The organism is Paenibacillus sp. MAH-35 (assembly GCF_058135425.1).
The window spans coordinates 181,229-197,888 of the sequence record NZ_JBYUPU010000003.1 but is presented as its reverse complement, the minus strand read 5'-3'; the positions used below and the strand labels follow the sequence as shown (position 1 = coordinate 197,888).

The following is a 16,660-nucleotide window of genomic DNA, read 5'->3' as shown; positions in this document are numbered from 1 at the left end:
GAATCGCGGCCGGAAGCCCTTATCCCGCAGAAGATCGAACCCGCCTTGGACGCATACGGCCTGCGAATAACCGGAGGAGGGAATCGGATGGCGACGATCGTCGTTCATAAACGAAGCGGCATCAGATATGTTCTGATCGGAACCGGATACGGAGCCTACAAATCACAGCTGCCCGGCGTATTCGGAGGAAGCGTGTTTCCCCGTGAGGAAACGGGCGAGATTCCGCTTGCCGCCGTAAGCGACAAGGGAGGGAACATCGAGTGGATTTTAACCGACGAACTGGTTGTTGCGGAAGTGGATGGACAGCCGCCTCATGTCTGGCTTAAGCAAGAGGCTGAACCAGTCACGGAGCGGGAAGCGGACGAAGGAGGCTTGCCCTCTCATCCAAGCCGCGGTCAGACAGCGGGCGGGGAAGACCAGGCGCAGTCGTATGAGCTGTGTCCCGGCTGCGAACACCGGGTCGTATCGGATGCGAGGGAGTGCCCGTCGTGCGGGCTCGTCCTGATCGTTAGCGTGGATGAGAGTGAAGGCTCAACATAATAACAGTCTCTGGTACCTTCTATTTTGGCAAATGGGGATAACAGAAACGAATAAAGGCGGTTTGCACCGATTATTTTAACCAACTGGTCGGATCTGCACCAATGAATCGACAGCCTCACAAACCGCTCTTATTCGGTTCGGTTTTTCTCCAGCTAGATCGATCAAATGAAAAGACCGGACATGGACAATGAAAGTCCCTTTCCGGTCTTATTCTGTGTTACTGCACGTTGATGAACGGTGTCGCGCCTCCGGTTACGTTCGGCAGCTTGCCGTCCCACTTTTCGATTGCTTTCAACTGGGCTTCGATCTGCCGCAATTCGATCAGCTCCTGAGTGACTTCCTGCTTCTGCAGCCGCAGCGCTTCCGCTTGCGCCTGAGCGCGGGTAATCTCCTGCTCCTTCTCGATCTTGATCCGGTCGAGGTCCAGCTTCGACTTGAGCGCCTGCTGCTCGGCGATCTGTTTCTGCTCGATCGCGCGGTTGAACTCTTCGGAGAACTTGAATTCGGTAATATTGATATCGTCGAGGACGACATTGTACAAGCTCAGCTTTGTCGCCAAAACTTCCTTCACCTTGGCGCTGACTTCCGAGCGTTTGGAGATCAGCTCTTCGGCTGTATATTGGGCGGTGACCGCCTTAAGCGATTCTCCGATCGCCGGGTCGACGATCCGGGCTCTGTACTCCATCCCTACATTCTGATACAAGTTATTAATTGTCGCCCCGTCCAGATGATAGTTCACGGCAAGCGTAGTCGTAACGGTCTGCAAGTCGCGGCTGGCCGATACTTGACTGGACTCGGCTTTCTGAACGCGAACCTCGATCGGCAGGACGGTCTGGATGAACGGAATTTTAAAATGCAACCCCTCTTCCAGCACTTTCGGCTGGACGGCACCCAACTGCAGCACGACGCCGCGATGTCCCGCTTGAACGATCGTGAAGGACTGGATGGCGAGAACGGCTACAAGGACTACAATAACAAGTCCGATAATCCCTTTCGATACGGTACTTGGATTCGGCGGACGGACAGCTCTCGGTTCTGACAATGTTTGGACCCCTTTCTGTATAGGAAGAATGGCATACCCTTTTCATACGAAAAAAAACGTTTTTGGTTTCAAGAAAAATAGGTTTTTAAAAAAAACAACAAGCACCGGCGGTTGTCGCTCGATGCTTGCCTGCTGCAGCGGTTGCCGCGTCCGGCGGCTAGAGGTCGTGAGTTTCCATCCAGGCGCGAAGAAATTTCAGCTTCCGGTCGAAATAATCGTCGTCCTGCCAGGCTCCCCATACCGCGCTGTTCCCCGTATGAAGCCCCAGAAGCCAAATATGCCGGATCGCAACGAACGCCGGGATTGCTTCGAGATCGGGCCGGTTCAAAGGCCGGCTGCTCAAGTACGCATTTAGAAAAGCGTTCCACTGTTCATGATCAAAGCTATCGACCTTGGACTGGACCCTGTCCCACCAAAAGACCGACAGATCGTAGGCGCGCCAGCCCATGCCGCAACAGTCGAAATCGAAGTGCGTAAGTTCGCCGTCCCCGGAAAAGTGAACGTTGGAGCCGTGCAGGTCTCCGTGGCAAACTCCCCAGTCCAGCCCCTCGTCCTGCAGGCTTGCAACCCGCCGTTTGAGCTTGTCGGCCGCATCCAGAACAAACCGGCGGTCTTCCGGTCGGTGTGAAAGAAACGGCAGGAGCTGCTGAAGCGGTTCGTCGAGCAAATGGTGCAAATCCAGCTCGAATCTGCCGCTGCGCGGAGCAAAAAAAACGGCCGCCCGGTGCAGTTCCGCTATGGCGGCTCCGTACGCGACGCTCGCCTCCACATCCCGCTTTTCCTTGCCGGCTGCTTCGGTAAACAACGCTATGTAACGTTTGCCTTCGGGCGCATCCAACCCGGTCAGCCATTCCCCGTCCCGTCTCGGCAGCGGTATGGAAACGGGAATGCCGAACCGGTGAAGATGGAGCAGCAATTCGAGCTCGATTCGGAGCGCCAGTTGAATTTGTAGATTCTCACATAATAGATGCCAGTATTTGTCGCGATCGAGTACGTATCGTTTAGTCCGTTGCTGACAAACCGGCTCGAACGGGGAGTCCCGATCTCGTACAAGCGGGCGGCTTCATGAGCCAGCCGGTCCTTATGAAACACAGTATGCGCTGCGGGGACTATAACCATTCCATCCTCTTCCTCTCCGTCCTGTAGGAAGGACTACAGCCCTAATCGTACACGATTTGCGTGGGAAAGGGACTCGATAGATTGGCTATAGTTAAGATTTCCCAGCATACCCTCCGATTGCATATCGGGATACTCATCGAACGTGTGCCGTTAAAAAGAGAATGCCTGCGGGTACGCAGGCATTGGGCATGGTTGCCGAAAACCGGCAACCGGCATCCCGGCATAAGGCCGGGGACGAGGGATGGCTCGACTCGGAGGCGAAGGGACAGTCCTCTCAGCAGGCGGACGCTTCGATCGAATGGAGATCGACGGAAAATCTCATCCATCTGCCGCCCATCCAGCGCCAGCCGGAAATCGAGGTACGGCCGACGAACGTAATAAACATCCAGTATTCGGCTCCGTTCCTTTGCCAGATGTAAGTGAACTTAAATCGGCAATGCGCAATAGCGCCGGGGTCTAAGGCAAAGGTTCCGGCCGACAGCGGTTTTTGCGGAATTTGTGCCGGGGGAGCTCCGGTTGGAGCCGCATCGTTCTCGCCTAATGGAGACCCGCCGCCAGGCCATCCGCCGCCACCGCCAGGCCACCCGCTACCGCCGCCAGGCCATCCGCCGCCACCGCCAGGCCACATACCACCGCCACCGGGCCATCCGCCGCCACCGCCAGGCCACCCGCTACCGCCGCCACCGCCAGGCCACGCGCCACCGCCGGGCCACGCGCTACCGCCGCCAGGCCATCCGCCGCCACCGCCAGGCCACGCGCCACCGCCGCCAGGCCACGCGCCACCGCCACCAGGCCACCCGCCGCCACTGCCGGGCCACGCGCTACCGCCGCCACCCGGCCACATGCCGCCGCCTTGCGTACCTCCGGGTCCCCACGGACCAGAAGGAGGGAATCCGAGAGAACGCTCATCATCGTCAGGAACTTGCACGTATTGTGCCGGTATATACACCCACATGATTGTACCGACTTCCTTTCACACTGGATAAATGCACATTTCCAATGTATGTAAGCGGAAGCCTATTGACACTTTTGCGGCTCATCCGGACAAGCCCAATTCCGCAGCTCCTTCCCGGGGACGGGCGAAGTGCCGAATCAGACAGGGCCCCGGAAGGGGCAGCCATTACCGCATCCCCATGCCGCTGTTGCGCAGTTTTACGTCGTAGAATACTTTGATGTCCGCTTCGGGGAACTGCTTATCCCAATCCATGCTTTTCCATCTCGCATTGTGATACGCTTTAATGTGGCTGCCGATGCCGAACGCGTCGGTGCGAAACTGATGCTGTAATTTGTGTACGAGATCAGCTGTATATTTCTCCAAATAAGCGGTGGCGTCCTGCTCCAGCTGTTTTATCGTTTGCGGGTTGAACAAGTCGGTCTCAAACGTTTTCTCCAGCAAATTGCTCTCGATAGAGACATAGATCCGTACGATGACTTGATCGCCGTTAAACGTAATCTTTTTTTTGCTCTCGACAAATTCGGTATTGATCGTCGCGAGCTGCTTCGGATTTCCTTCGAAAGGAAAAATGATGTTGCCTCCGTCACTTTTCTCCCGGATTCGCATCAGCCGCCACGTTTCCCGTTCACTCAGTCTGCCGACCATCCGGTCGTCATGGAAAATAGCGACGCCGCTCCATTTGATGTCTTTGCCGTTAACCTCGACATAGTTCAAATAAGGTTCCCTCGACACCGAAGAGAGATCGACGAAAAACGTGCCCAAGTTCACTTCCGGAATGCGTCCGCTGCGCGTCCCGTTTTCGATCATCGTCATAATGAATACGGTCGGAATCTGCTCGAGTGTGGGAGTGGCGGTCAGCAGATTTCGGCCTTCTCCTTTGACGACGATCGGCCACAGCAGCCGGCGTATTTGCGGGTCGCGCCGGAACGGGTCGAGAATCGAGACAAGTCCCGACTTGGCCACTTCTTCGCCGATCGCGATGACACGGGTATGTCCGTAAAACAGCTGCTGGTTTAACCGTTTTTGCAAATTTTCAAAGGCGTCGACGACTGTCCTTCCCATAGCGGACATCACTTCAACCGAATTGGTGCCGTCTCCGCCTCCGCTGCCCGTGCCGGAACCGGCGATCCGGATCGGGATCGGGATTTGGACGGTCAGTAAAATCATATCCGGACGGTCCTTCGGCTTATCGATCGCAATGGCGACGACGGAGGTACGTTCCTCGATTTCGCGGCGATCCCAGCAGCCGGATAACAGCAAGGCCGTGATCAGCATAACGGGCAGCAGCTTCAGCGAGCATAAGCGGGAGCGGGAGCAGTTCATGTAGTCGATGCCTCCTTTTGATCCGATAGGGCTTGGCCGGACTGAGTTTGTCCTTCCCGCTTGCGTCCCCCTTTGGCGAAGGACAGGAGCAGCAGCAATATGGGTACGCAATAGGCGATAATCATTCCCCCGTTGCTAATAAATCGCCCGTACTTCAGCAGCATTTCGCCGTTTTGCGGAACCAGGGAAAACCAATAGTAAGCGGGAAGCAGGAGCAAGGCGATCCAGCGATGGCTTTTCAGCTTAAACGTGCGCCGGGCGATGGCCGCAGTCGCATAATACATGTTGCCTACCGTCGTGAATACGGCCGCCACCCATACTCCGAGAAAAGCCGATTCCAGTCGTTCCAGGATGAGGCCGGGAACTTCGCTTGTTTTGACCAGCTCCAGAGTCGGCCAGGCCAGAAGACGGATTTCCTCTACCCCGAATACGGAAATACTAGAGATGACAATCAGCACATAAATCAAGCCGGGTATGGCGACACCGACCATCCCGCCGGTCATCCGCTTGCTGCCTTGTTCCGTATCGGCGAAAAAGATCGTCATGATCTCGAAGCCGAGATACGAGCTTGCCGTATAGAAAATCCCTTTCATCAAGCCTGCCCAGTTTCCGTCGAACACCGGCAGGAGGTTATCTATTCTCGCGCTTTGAAAAGAAGACAAAGCGATGACGAGCACCGGAATGACGATGATCGGCAATAAGATTTCGTTGACGCGGGCGACCACTTCCTCGTCGTACATGACGAAGACAAATGCTGTGATCAGCATCGTAGCGATAACCACTTCCAGAGGCGTCCGGGTCAACACGGTAGTGACGACGACATCCCCGAACGTACGGGCGACCAATGCCGTCGAGGTGGCCCAAAACAAAAAATAGGCGAGGAAAAGGGGGAAGCCAACCATTCGGCCGATCAACGGATAACGGCGGGGACCGAGCAGGCGGGATGCATACTCGACGATCGTCTGACCCGGATGGCGGTTGGAAAGCTTGATAATGATAGCCAGTGCCAGCATCGCCAGCAGCGTCCCGCCGATCGCTACGATCCATCCGCTCTCTCCCGCCGTCTCCGCCGTTCTCCGGGGCAGTGTCAACACCCCCACGCCGATCAGACTGCTGGCAATAAGGGCGCTCGATTGCCGAATCGTGATCTGAAAAGGTTTATCAGGCTTGTTCCGGTCCTCCGTTGCCCGAGTTCCGCTGCCCGTGCTCGTGCTGCTGCCGCTTGTCCGATCCATGCTGCCCGCCTCCCGTCTCTCCGGCATTGCGCGAAGCGCGCCGTTTGTCCTTCGGTTTGAAAATAGTAGGTCTCATCGTCATCCACTGGAGAGGCGCCCGCAGGAAGGTGTCTTTCAAATCCCCGAACCGGCTGGGAGTCAGAGGAGCCAGATACGGGACGCCAAACGATTTCAGCGAGCACAGGTGAATGATGATTAAGATGAGCAGCAGCATAATGCCGTACAGCCCGAAAAACGCCGCAGCGACCATCATCGGAAACCGCAGCATCCGAAGTGCGATCGCCGCGCTGTAGCTCGGTGCCGCGAACGAGCCGATCGTCGTCAGCGCAACGATGATGACCATGATCGGACTGACGATACCGGCTTGAACCGCTGCTTGTCCGACAACCAACGCTCCGACGATTCCGATGGTCGGACCGATCGGCCCGGGGAGCCGGACGCTCGCTTCCCGCAATATTTCCATCGTAACTTCCATCAGGAACGCTTCCACGATCGATGGGAAAGGCACGGTCGATCGTCCCGCCGCCATGGCGATGACGAGCCGGGAAGGAATCATCTCCGGATGGAACGAGCTGAAGGCGATGTAGAGCGAAGGCAGCAGCAGCGCCATCGCCATGCTGACTACGCGAATCAGCCGGATTAACGTGCCGATCAGAAACCGTTCGTAATAATCTTCCGGACTGTGATAAAATTGCGCGAATACGGCCGGGGCGATCAGGACGAAAGGGGTCCCGTCGCAAATAATGATCACTTTGCCCTCAAGCAGATTGGCCGTCGCTTTGTCCGGTCTTTCCGTGTTCTGAATGAGCGGGAAGGGGGTCCAGTGGCTGTCCTCGATCACCTGCTCCAAATATCCGCTTTCCAGGGCGGCGTCGATGTCGATGGCCCGAATCCGGGTCACCACTTCTTCCACGATTTGCGGGTTCGTAAGTCCTTCCACATGGACGACGGCTACGTCGGTGTTCGACCTCCGGCCGACTGTAATATACTGGATGCGGAGATTCGGATCTTTTAATCTCCGGCGGATCAGGGCCGTATTGATGCATAACGTCTCCGTGAATCCGTCCCTTGGCCCGCGTACGACCGATTCGGTCCGGGGTTCGTCGATCCCGCGCCTTTCCCAGCCTTTGGCGTTAAGCAGAATCGCCGTATCCGAGCCTTCCAGCAGCAGAACCGAGTCGCCGGACAGGATCGTGCGGATAACGCTGTTCAGCCGGTCCGTATGATGCAGTTCGCCGATGGGGATTCCGGTTTTGTCCAGCCAGTCGGCGGATGACGAAAGCGCGTTTTCCGAATCGGGCAGGCTGCCTGCGGCCATAAGCGGCTGTATAATATTTTCATTAATGGTTTCCGTGTTGGTCAGACCGTCGAAGAAAATGACGGCGGCTTGCAGCTTCCCTTTGGCCACAAGAAAACGGCGTATGACCAGATCGCTGCTGTCACCAAAAATCGAACGTACCGCCTCTACGTTCGTGTCCAGATCACCGGTCAGGGGAAGATGCTCATAGGCGGATACGCTTTTCTCGTAACGGTTGTCCAATTCGGCCTGAAATCGTTTGGCCCGGCGCTTCAATAGGTCCGACAATGCAATCGGCTGGCGAAACTTGTAGCTCATCCTGCGGTCACCTCGTTCCATTAGGTTTCCCATTGCAGGAAAAATATACGACGAATAAAGGCTGTCGATTCAATGTGGACAACCAAGTGGAAAGGGAAAAGATTACCTTCTGGCGAGTTTTGTCTGGAATCCCCTACCTTACAATCCTTATTCAATCAAGGGATTCCGGACAACCTGTTTGAGCAGAAGAAGGTAACTTTTCACTTGGAACGCCCTGCTATCACTTCTACTCAATGAATCGACAAGCTTTAGCTCTGAACGTTCCGCAAAATCGTACAAAAAAACCTTCAACCCCGCGATCGAAGGGGCTGAAGGTTCGAATATGTGCGCTCGCCGCTGTAAGGCTCACCCGCCGGACGGAGCGCGGCCGGCTTCCGGTGGCGGCTGGATTACGTCGTTGTCCGCATCCTGCTCCCGCTCGTCTAGCATCGCCCGGACCCGTTCCTCCAAATTGGATTTGATCCGCGAAAGCAACTGGATCTGCTGGTCTAGCTCGGCGATTTTCGTTTCGTATACGGGCAGAACGTCCCGGCAGAACGCTTCTTTATTTTGCATCACACAGTGCAAAAAGCCGGCGATTTGTTCGGTCGTGAAGCCGAGGCTGATATAAAAGCGGATCGTCTCGACCTGTTCGACAGCGAAAGGGCTGTATTCCCGGTAGCCGTTGTGCGAACGTACCGGGCTTATCAGCTTTTGCTGCTCGTAATAGCGCAGCGAGCGAAGGCTGGCGCCGGTTATACTGGCTAGTTCTCCGATTCTCATCGATGCACCCCCCCCCGTTTACTCCGATCTGAATAATGGTTTCAAGCTCAGTATAAATCTTGACACTGATGTCAAGGTCAATAGTTTCTGTCGAAGTTCATTGTAACCGATCCCGGTAAGTCGGGCGAGGGCGGGAAGTCGGGTACAACTTCGAACTTGACTCCGGGCCGTGAGATTTATATAATCGTAGTATCTTTGTACTGGGAGAGATTTTGATGTCGGTGAATGTTCTTAACTAATTTAATTCCATAAGAGGCAGTTGAAGCGCGAGGAGAATGGCCTGTCCAAAACAGGACGTTTATTTCCTATGCCTGCCAGCGAGCCTCGGAATGTAGTTAAGAACAGCGGATATCATCATTGCCCTAGATACCTTTATCTACGCGACGATCCGTGCTGTCTTTGAGCACGGTTTTTTTGTTGTATTTGGCAAACGCGGATAAGGACGAGGAAGGCAAGAATGACTATGCTCATTCTTGGCCTTCCTTTTTTTGTTTAAGTGCGAGTTCAAAAAGTCCGGTTTTCAGCACCGAGAAGATGGGATGAAGCTAGGAAATGAGGAGCGTAGCGGCAGCTTTTGTGAGCACCGGAAGTTCCGGCTGAATTCCATATTCGATGTCGAGCAGGCTTTCGGATCTGCTTCGTGATCAAAAGCGGGCTTTTTTGAACAACCTCTTTAAGAAGCAAAAGAAGATGAGGAGCGATCAATGTGAATAAGTATGCACTGCACAGATTGGAATACGATAAAGTCGTCAATCGGGTGGCGGACTATGCCGTCTCGTACTTGGGGAAACGGCATGTGGAGGGGATGCGCCCGATGACGGAACTCCGGACGGTACGAACGGCGCTGGACGAGACGGCGGAGGCGCTGGCCATCCTGAATAACGGCGCAAGCGTGCCGATCCCCTCGCTAAGCGGAATCGAAACGGTGCTGCAGCTGTCGGGTACGGGATATGTGTTCAACGAACAGGACTTTGCGAACATTCGGCTGTTCTTGCAAGGCTGCGGCCAGCTCCAGACGTATATGGCCGCCAAAGCGTCCGTCGCTCCGCGCATCGCCGGGTATGCGGGCTCGATGCACGAGCTGTCCGGGCTGAAGCGGGAGATCGACCGCTGTATCCGCAACGGGCAAGTAGACGACGGGGCAAGCCGGGATTTGCTGAAAACCCGCCGGAAAATCGCCGCCGTGGCGGAAAAAATCAAAGCGCGGATGGATGCGCTGATGAGCAGGCACCGCTCGATTATGCAGGAACAGTTGTTCAGCGTCCGTTCGGGCCGGTACGTGCTGCCGATTAAGAAGGAGCACCGGAAGCTTGTAGCCGGCTCCGTGCTGGATGAGTCGTCCAGCGGTCAAACCGTGTATATCGAACCTCAGGAGATCGCCCATCTGCAGCATGAGCTTGCAAGTTTGCGCGCCGAGGAGGCGAGGGAGGAGGAGAAGGTGCTCGCTGATCTGACCGGACTGGTGGAGGAAGCCGATTATGAGCTGAAGCTGAATGTAGAGGCGATCGGGACGTATGATTTCCTGTTTGCCAAAGCCAAGTTTGCGCTTGCCGTCAACGGCAGAAACGTCGGGCTGAACGACCGCGGCCTCATCCGTCTGCACAGCGCGGTTCATCCGCTGCTCGGGGGCGGCACGGTCCCGCTCGATTTTACGATCGGAAGATCGTATTCGTCGCTTGTGATTACCGGCCCAAATACCGGAGGCAAAACGATCGCTCTGAAAACGGTCGGTCTGCTCACCCTGATGGCCCAATCCGGTCTGCTCGTACCGGCGGGCGAAGGGAGCGAGCTTGCCGTATTCCGCCACGTGGCGGCGGATATCGGGGACGGCCAGAGCATCGAGCAGTCGCTCAGCACGTTTTCGGCGCATATCCGGAATATGGTCGGCATTTTGGATATAGCGGACGGCTCGACGCTCGTCTTGCTCGACGAGCTGGCTTCCGGAACGGACCCCGGGGAAGGAGTCGGGCTCTCGATCGCCATCCTGGAGGCGCTGCACGAAAGGGGCGCTACGGTCGTCGCTACGACGCACTTTAACGAAATCAAACATTTTGCTTCACAGACTCCGGGATTCCAGAACGCCCGGATGGAATTCGACGCCGAGACGCTGCAGCCGCTGTACCGTCTGCGCATCGGAGAGGCGGGGCAGAGCTATGCATTTCTGATCGCCAAAAAGCTGGGAATACCGGCGGGCATTATCTCGCGCTCGGAACAATTAACGTCCACACGAGGGAGTGGAGCGGACTTTACCGATGGGGCGCGACTGGCGAAGCCGGGGACCGGAGCAAAGCCGGATTATCCGCGCCTTACGGAGCTGGAGCAGGAACGGGAACAGGAACGGGAGCTTGACCAGGAACCGGTGAGCGTTCGGCAGGAGGAGCTTCAGGAAGAGCCGCAGGATCAGCGGCAGGATCAGTCGCAGACACAGCAGCAGGAAGAGCCGCAGGAACAGCGGCGGGACAATCGGCCCGTGAAGCAAGGCCGGCAGGAAAGGACAGGAGCGGGACTGACTTCCGGCGATTCAGGACGGAATGAAGCAGGGGCTGTCCCCGCTCCGAAGCTGGAGGTCGGAGACTGCGTGTTCATCGCTTATCTGGGCAAAACCGGAATCGTCTGCGAAGCGGAGGATGCGAGAGGGAACGTAGGCGTTATGATCCAGAAGCAGCGGTTTAAAATAAACCGGAAACGGCTCGCCTTGCATATCGCCAAAAGCGAGCTGTACCCGGACGATTACGATATGGACATCGTATTTGAATCGAAGGAAGACCGGAAAAAGCGTAAGCTGATGAGCCGCAAACATGCGGAAGGGGTAATGATCGTAAAAAAGCCGGAGACGGACGGGTGAGTTCGCGCCAGTAACCGGATAAGCGGGCGGCAGCCGGCGCCTGAACCGTTGTTCAAGCGGGCAGAGCTGCTCCGTGAACCTGATCTTACATCGTGCTCCGGAGAACAAAAATAAGGCTCAAGCCTTCCCGATTGCCGGGCAGTTTGAGCCTTATTTTAATATTTGAATGTTTAAGATCTTCACCGTGATAAAGCGGGTAAAAGACGCCCTTACTTGTCGAGTCAGCCGGTGCCGCAAGCTGCTTATCATGGCCGTTCGGCTCTCCGCCCTGCTACTAGCTGGGGGAAGGAGTCGAAGAGGAGTGGTCTGCAGCTTTTATGTTGTCCGAAAAGCGGCTTGGGCGCGGAATACGAGCGGTTTGAAGCTGCTAATTTCCGCGAAAAGGCGCAAACTCCTTCAGGTAGTGGAAATAAGGGGTACAAATCGCCTCTATTGATCTCTGGTAGCCCAATATGCCGAAAATAAAGGGTGCCAGAGACCCTTATCTAGTTAGGCAGCCCCTATGCAAGTTGTCTCATCATTCATCGTGGCAAAGGCTCCGTTTAGCCGTTAAGAAGCTTTTCTTATTAACGCAGCAGCTGCGAAGTTTTGACCGCCCATTCCTCCACATAGTGATCGGTTGCCCACTGCGCCATAACGACGGTTTCCTTTGGCTTCAGCTTGATCGTAAGCGCAGGCTCCCCGGACAGCTGATCCGGACTGCCGAATACGAGCAGCAGCCCGTCGGACGATACGACAGTCATATCTTTGGCCGGCGAAGAGAACGAGTCGGATGCGCCGGGAAACCGGGTGCCGAGCTCGCTCCAGGCGCAGCACGGCTCGTCGTGATTGACGACCGTTTTGGGGAGCTGCGCGTTAATTTGCCTGTACGTTTCGAGCAGGGCGGGTTTGGCGGAAGCCGACTCGGCCGCCTGCTCGGCGGTCATCGGAACCCAGCGGCCCTGGCTGCGGGCTACGAACCATTCGTGCGTCGTATAATCGGGCGCCGTCGTATTCACTTGCAGCACCTCGCTCAGCGAGACCGGCTCGCGTTTGCCCGCCAAGCTTGGGATCGTCGTGGTCCACATTTTGCTGCTGGGGCTGGAAACGTTTCCGGCGATCGTTTCGTTCGTCTCACCGATCGAGACGTATTCGTTGCCGGCGAACAAAATTCGTTCGGCATGTACGACCTTTTCATTCGGATTGTCCCGGAACAGTGTCGGAGCGATGCTCCGCGGTTCCGCTGCGCGCTGGGAAGCCGGACGCGCCGCAAAAAACTCGAAGCGGTCCGTCACGGTCTCGTAACGGAGCTGATCGATTTTCCAGAAATCGCGCTTATAAGGTACCAATATGCCGCTGCCTTGAGCGACTACAGCCGGACGGTCGTTTTTGGGTGCGATATACAACGTCCGGTAAGTCACGTCCCGGTCGTCGTTGCGCAGGCCGATCAGCAGCCCGGACTTGAACGATTCCTGCGAATCGTAGCCGGCGCTGAACATAGACAGCTCTTGCTGCTGTGGCTGCTGAATTTCGACTGTATTCGGTATTGCGATTTCCGCCGTTTTGTCGCTGTACAGAACGACAGAGGTGAAGACGGCGAGCATAACGATAATCGAGCATACGTAACCGGCCATCGCAAACCACGACCTGGAACTTTTTTCTTTCTCGTCCACGCGCTCTTCGATCCTCATGCGAAGCTGGTCCGTAAATCCTTTGCGGGGCAAAGGGCCGGATGACAGCTCTCGTTCTAGTTCGGCTTCCATATCGGCGTCAATCTGTTTCATGTATTCCGCGCTCCTTCGCCTTCAAAATGTTAAGCCGCGCATGGTGCAGCCTCGATTTGACCGTTCCGACGCTGATTCCAAGCACGTCGGCGATCTCTTTCATCGATAATTGATGGTGGGCGAATAAAATGAGTACTTCTCTATATTTAGGCGGCAACTGCAACACTTGGGCCCAAATGCCGTTAACCGACATATTTTCCATCGCTTCATTCTCCGCCGAACGGTGAGAGCCGTGGGGGGAGATGACGTCCATTAACGTCACCCTGCGCCAAAACGCGGATCGTTTATAATCAAGCGCTGTATTGCGCGTTATCGTAAGCAGCCATGTTTTTACGGACGATTCTCCGCGAAACGAGGTCAGTCTCCGGTATACTTTCAAGAAGACGTCCTGTGTAATATCGTCGGCCAAATCGGTTTTGCGGCATATGCTGAATGCATAATTCCATACATCGTCGCCGTAGGCCGTCATCAGTTCGCGCAAGATCGCCTTCTGATCAGTCGTCTCGGCTATGTATCTCAAATAATCGAAATTTTCGCTGGCGCCGGTTTCCACTTGCTTCACCTCTTTCATTAGACGGTGCCTCCCCTTGACCGGTTCAAAATCCGGCCCTTGCCAAATTTATGCACTTTCCTAAGTATAACAGGGAGACGCGCGAGCCGCATCGGAAAATGTTGGGGCGGCCCGAATTTTCCCGAAATAGCGCGTTTTTCGAGGCTGTCGATTCATTGTATAGAAGTGATAGCAGGCCGTTCCAAGTGAAAAGTTACCTTCTTCTGCTCAAACAGGTTGTCCGGAATCCCTTGATTGAATAAGGATTGTAAGGTAGGGGATTCCAGACAAAACTCGCCAGAAGGTAATCTTTTCCCTTTCCACTTGGTTGTCCACATTGAATCGACAGCCTCATTTCTATAATTAGTCAGAACGTTTATCACGGAAGTGGCTTAAACTCTCGGAAATCGCCCGTGTCAAGGACCCGGCAGGCGTTTACCTTTGTGCTGCGTTAAAGCTTCCCAGCAGTCTATTGCGTAAATCGTCTGAATCTTCTATAATCTGGTTTAACATTCCAAGACGATGACGGAGACAAGTAAGCCGATCACGGTTCTTACCAGGGACGGAGCGCCGACAGACTGAGAGCGCCCGAATGGACCGGACGGCCGAAATTCACTCCCGAGTCGGGCCTTGAACGAGGAAACTGCGCTTGATTCCGATCGAGCGGTTGCCCCAGTAGAGACGCCCCGGACGCACGCCGTTAACGTGCATCGAGTGAGAACTACGCATGGCTACGCCGGCAGCCGTCGTTTTTCTAATAAGGGTGGTACCGCGGTTCCCCGTCCCTTTTGGACGTGGGGCTTTTTTGCGTTCACAGAAACAAACGGGCTCCGAACAGTGCCCGTTCACAAAAATAAAATAGATGTAGGAGAGAACCCGATGAAAACTACGGAACTGCATGAACTTAGAGGCCGCTTGGACGGCATTAACGAGCAACTGCTGGAGCTGCTGAACGAAAGAGCGCGGATCGGCGTGTTAATCGGCGAAATCAAACAAAGTCTCGATGTGCCGGTTCACGACCCGCAGCGGGAGAAGCAGATGCTCGACCGGCTTGCGGCAAGCAACGAAGGGCCGTTCGACGATCAGACGATCCGTCATTTGTTCAAAGAAATATTCAAAGCTACGCTTCAACTACAGCAGCCCGAGCGCAAGAAGCAGCCGCTGCTTGTAAGCCGCAGGAAGGAGCAGGCGGATACGGTGATCCGGCTCCGGGGTACGGCGATCGGAGGTGCCGATTCGGTGCTCGTCGCAGGACCTTGCTCGGTGGAAAGCCGGGAACAGGTGATGAAGGTCGCCGCCAGCCTGAAGCGCGCGGGGGTGCCGGTTATGCGGGGCGGGGCGTTTAAGCCGCGTACGTCGCCTTACGATTTTCAGGGGCTCGGTTTCGAAGGGCTGCGCCTGCTGAAGGAAGCGGCTGACGAGTACGGTCTGCTGACGATCAGCGAGATTGTCGATCCGAGACATCTGGAGGAAGCGGCCGGGTACATCGATATTGTGCAGATCGGGGCGCGCAACATGCATAATTTCGAGCTGCTGAAAGCGGCGGGCGAATTGCGCAAGCCGGTGCTGCTGAAGCGGGGGCTCGCCGCGACGTTGGACGAATTTCTGCATGCGGCCGAATATATCGTATCCAGAGGGAATACGCAGGTCATGCTGATTGAACGGGGAATTCGCACCTACGAGAAATGGACCCGCAACACGCTCGATATTTCGGCCGTGCCGATTCTGAAGAAAGAAAGCCATCTGCCCGTACTCGTCGATGTGAGCCATTCGACCGGCCGCAAAGATATTATGATCCCGTGCGCCAAGGCGGCGCTCGCAGCCGGAGCGGACGGCATCATGGCGGAGGTGCATCCGAATCCGCCGGCGGCGTTGTCCGATGCAGACCAGCAGCTCGATATCGAGGAATTCGAGGAATTCGTCCGCGAGGTGAAGGCGTCGGGCTTGTACCGGGAAGCCGCCGGCGCGGGTCTCAAGCTCGGGTTGTAATCGTACTGTGAAATAAGTCACATCCGAACTGTCCGGACGGCTGTTATTCTGTATATAGTGAATAACTGCCAAGTAAGGCACCGGAAGGTCGGATGCGTATGCCTTATCACAAGCCACCCCACATTGCGGCGATCGCCGTGGAGTCGGGCGTTTATAAGACGTCGCTCGGCTGGGCCCGCTCATCCGCGTTAGGCGTGATGGCCGGAGCTTTTATCGCACTAGGTTTTTTGCTCCATATCCGCATCGCGGCGGTATTCCCGGACGCATGGTCCGGCGTCGGCGCCCTGGCGGGGGCGGCGGTGTTTCCGCTCGGTCTCATTTTGACTTTGCTGGCGGGCGGCGAACTGCTCACCGGGAATATGATGGCCGTTCCCGTCGCCAGACTGGCCGGGAAAATCTCGACACGGCAGCTGCTCGTGAATTGGGCGTGCGTCACGGCCGGCAATTTTCTCGGCGCGATGCTGGTCGCATACTTATTCGGCCATGTGGCGGGTCTGACCGCGGCCGAACCTTATATGAGCCAGACGGCGGCGATCGCGCTGCATAAGCTGGAGGATACGTTCCTGCAGGCGTTCGTCTCCGGCATCGGCTGCAACTGGCTAGTCGCGTTGGCGGTATGGCTCGCGTACGGAGCAGACGATATCGCCGGCAAAATCGCCGGCATCTGGTTCCCTACGATGGCGTTCGTGGCGATCGGTTTTCAGCACGTGGTTGCGAATATGTTCGTCATCCCGGCCGCCATCTTTGAAGGATACGCGACCTGGGGCGACTACGTCCGCAATTTCATTCCGGTATATCTCGGAAACGCGGTCGGCGGCTCGTTGTTCGTAGGGACGGTGTACTGGTTCGTCTACTTGCGGAAGCCGGGCTCCCGGTCCGCCGCGCCGGGCCGGCGTTCCGCGTAAGCCCTCGGAGCTGACGG

General features: G+C 56.0%; 14 protein-coding genes. 4 read left to right on the top strand and 10 right to left on the bottom strand.

Features of this window, described 5'->3' with window-relative positions:
* Positions 1-87: 87 nt before the first annotated feature.
* The gene (locus AC3Y2E_RS04345) at positions 88-540 is read left to right on the top strand and encodes a hypothetical protein (protein WP_379207526.1); all 453 of its coding nucleotides are present in this window, start codon (positions 88-90) and stop codon (positions 538-540) included.
* A gap of 217 nt (positions 541-757) precedes the next feature.
* Here AC3Y2E_RS04345 and AC3Y2E_RS04340 read toward each other — a convergent pair whose 3' ends face one another.
* The 8 genes from AC3Y2E_RS04340 to AC3Y2E_RS04305 all read right to left on the bottom strand — a co-directional run bounded on the left by AC3Y2E_RS04340 (position 758) and on the right by AC3Y2E_RS04305 (position 8,591).
* A complete protein-coding gene (locus tag AC3Y2E_RS04340) occupies positions 758-1,528 on the bottom strand; it encodes a prohibitin family protein (RefSeq protein ID WP_317891286.1) in 771 nt (256 codons plus the stop codon).
* Between the two features lie 211 nt (positions 1,529-1,739).
* The gene (locus tag AC3Y2E_RS04335) at positions 1,740-2,498 is read right to left on the bottom strand and encodes a phosphotransferase enzyme family protein (RefSeq protein ID WP_379207524.1); all 759 of its coding nucleotides are present in this window, start codon (positions 2,496-2,498) and stop codon (positions 1,740-1,742) included.
* Positions 2,426-2,701, bottom strand: coding sequence for a hypothetical protein (locus AC3Y2E_RS04330; RefSeq protein ID WP_379207522.1), 276 nt, complete (start codon positions 2,699-2,701; stop codon positions 2,426-2,428). The genes AC3Y2E_RS04335 and AC3Y2E_RS04330 overlap by 73 nt, the downstream gene beginning before the upstream one ends.
* A 274-nt stretch (positions 2,702-2,975) precedes the next feature.
* Positions 2,976-3,329: a collagen-like protein gene (locus AC3Y2E_RS04325; protein ID WP_379207520.1), complete on the bottom strand. Its 354-nt coding sequence runs from the start codon at positions 3,327-3,329 to the stop codon at positions 2,976-2,978.
* Positions 3,330-3,821: 492 nt separating this feature from the next.
* Complete coding sequence (locus AC3Y2E_RS04320) at positions 3,822-4,979, bottom strand: Ger(x)C family spore germination protein (RefSeq protein WP_379207518.1); 1,158 nt, start codon at positions 4,977-4,979, stop codon at positions 3,822-3,824.
* The gene (locus tag AC3Y2E_RS04315) at positions 4,976-6,214 is read right to left on the bottom strand and encodes a GerAB/ArcD/ProY family transporter (RefSeq protein ID WP_379207515.1); all 1,239 of its coding nucleotides are present in this window, start codon (positions 6,212-6,214) and stop codon (positions 4,976-4,978) included. Before AC3Y2E_RS04315 ends, AC3Y2E_RS04320 begins: the two co-directional genes overlap by 4 nt.
* On the bottom strand, positions 6,141-7,829 hold the full coding sequence (locus tag AC3Y2E_RS04310; protein ID WP_379207513.1) for a spore germination protein: 1,689 nt from the start codon (positions 7,827-7,829) through the stop codon (positions 6,141-6,143). Before AC3Y2E_RS04310 ends, AC3Y2E_RS04315 begins: the two co-directional genes overlap by 74 nt.
* Positions 7,830-8,174: 345 nt before the next feature.
* A complete protein-coding gene (locus tag AC3Y2E_RS04305) occupies positions 8,175-8,591 on the bottom strand; it encodes a MerR family transcriptional regulator (protein WP_379207510.1) in 417 nt (138 codons plus the stop codon).
* Positions 8,592-9,297: 706 nt separating this feature from the next.
* On the opposite strand from AC3Y2E_RS04305, the gene AC3Y2E_RS04300 reads away from it, so the two are divergent.
* Positions 9,298-11,436, top strand: coding sequence for an endonuclease MutS2 (locus AC3Y2E_RS04300; protein ID WP_379207508.1), 2,139 nt, complete (start codon positions 9,298-9,300; stop codon positions 11,434-11,436).
* Positions 11,437-12,002: 566 nt separating this feature from the next.
* On the opposite strand, the gene AC3Y2E_RS04295 is transcribed toward AC3Y2E_RS04300, so the two are convergent.
* Positions 12,003-13,199, bottom strand: a complete 1,197-nt coding sequence (locus AC3Y2E_RS04295) for a hypothetical protein (protein ID WP_379207506.1) — start codon at positions 13,197-13,199, stop codon at positions 12,003-12,005.
* Positions 13,186-13,770, bottom strand: a complete 585-nt coding sequence (locus AC3Y2E_RS04290) for an RNA polymerase sigma factor (protein WP_190930866.1) — start codon at positions 13,768-13,770, stop codon at positions 13,186-13,188. Before AC3Y2E_RS04290 ends, AC3Y2E_RS04295 begins: the two co-directional genes overlap by 14 nt.
* Positions 13,771-14,628: 858 nt before the next feature.
* On the opposite strand from AC3Y2E_RS04290, the gene AC3Y2E_RS04285 reads away from it, so the two are divergent.
* Entirely contained in the window at positions 14,629-15,738 is a 1,110-nt protein-coding gene (locus tag AC3Y2E_RS04285; protein ID WP_379207502.1) for a bifunctional 3-deoxy-7-phosphoheptulonate synthase/chorismate mutase, read from the top strand.
* 98 nt (positions 15,739-15,836) lie between these two features.
* Entirely contained in the window at positions 15,837-16,643 is an 807-nt protein-coding gene (locus AC3Y2E_RS04280) for a formate/nitrite transporter family protein (RefSeq protein ID WP_379207499.1), read from the top strand.
* Positions 16,644-16,660 lie beyond the last annotated feature (17 nt).

Coding starts and splice junctions, on each gene's coding strand:
- AC3Y2E_RS04315 (WP_379207515.1), bottom strand. CDS start 6,214: ATGGATCGGACAAGCGGCAGCAGCACGAGCACGGGCAGCGGAACTCGG.
- AC3Y2E_RS04310 (WP_379207513.1), bottom strand. CDS start 7,829: ATGAGCTACAAGTTTCGCCAGCCGATTGCATTGTCGGACCTATTGAAG.
- AC3Y2E_RS04290 (WP_190930866.1), bottom strand. CDS start 13,770: ATGAAAGAGGTGAAGCAAGTGGAAACCGGCGCCAGCGAAAATTTCGAT.
- AC3Y2E_RS04295 (WP_379207506.1), bottom strand. CDS start 13,199: ATGAAACAGATTGACGCCGATATGGAAGCCGAACTAGAACGAGAGCTG.
- AC3Y2E_RS04325 (WP_379207520.1), bottom strand. CDS start 3,329: ATGTGGCCTGGCGGTGGCGGCGGATGGCCTGGCGGCGGTAGCGGGTGG.
- AC3Y2E_RS04305 (WP_379207510.1), bottom strand. CDS start 8,591: ATGAGAATCGGAGAACTAGCCAGTATAACCGGCGCCAGCCTTCGCTCG.
- AC3Y2E_RS04320 (WP_379207518.1), bottom strand. CDS start 4,979: ATGAACTGCTCCCGCTCCCGCTTATGCTCGCTGAAGCTGCTGCCCGTT.
- AC3Y2E_RS04280 (WP_379207499.1), top strand. CDS start 15,837: ATGCCTTATCACAAGCCACCCCACATTGCGGCGATCGCCGTGGAGTCG.
- AC3Y2E_RS04345 (WP_379207526.1), top strand. CDS start 88: ATGGCGACGATCGTCGTTCATAAACGAAGCGGCATCAGATATGTTCTG.
- AC3Y2E_RS04285 (WP_379207502.1), top strand. CDS start 14,629: ATGAAAACTACGGAACTGCATGAACTTAGAGGCCGCTTGGACGGCATT.
- AC3Y2E_RS04330 (WP_379207522.1), bottom strand. CDS start 2,701: ATGGTTATAGTCCCCGCAGCGCATACTGTGTTTCATAAGGACCGGCTG.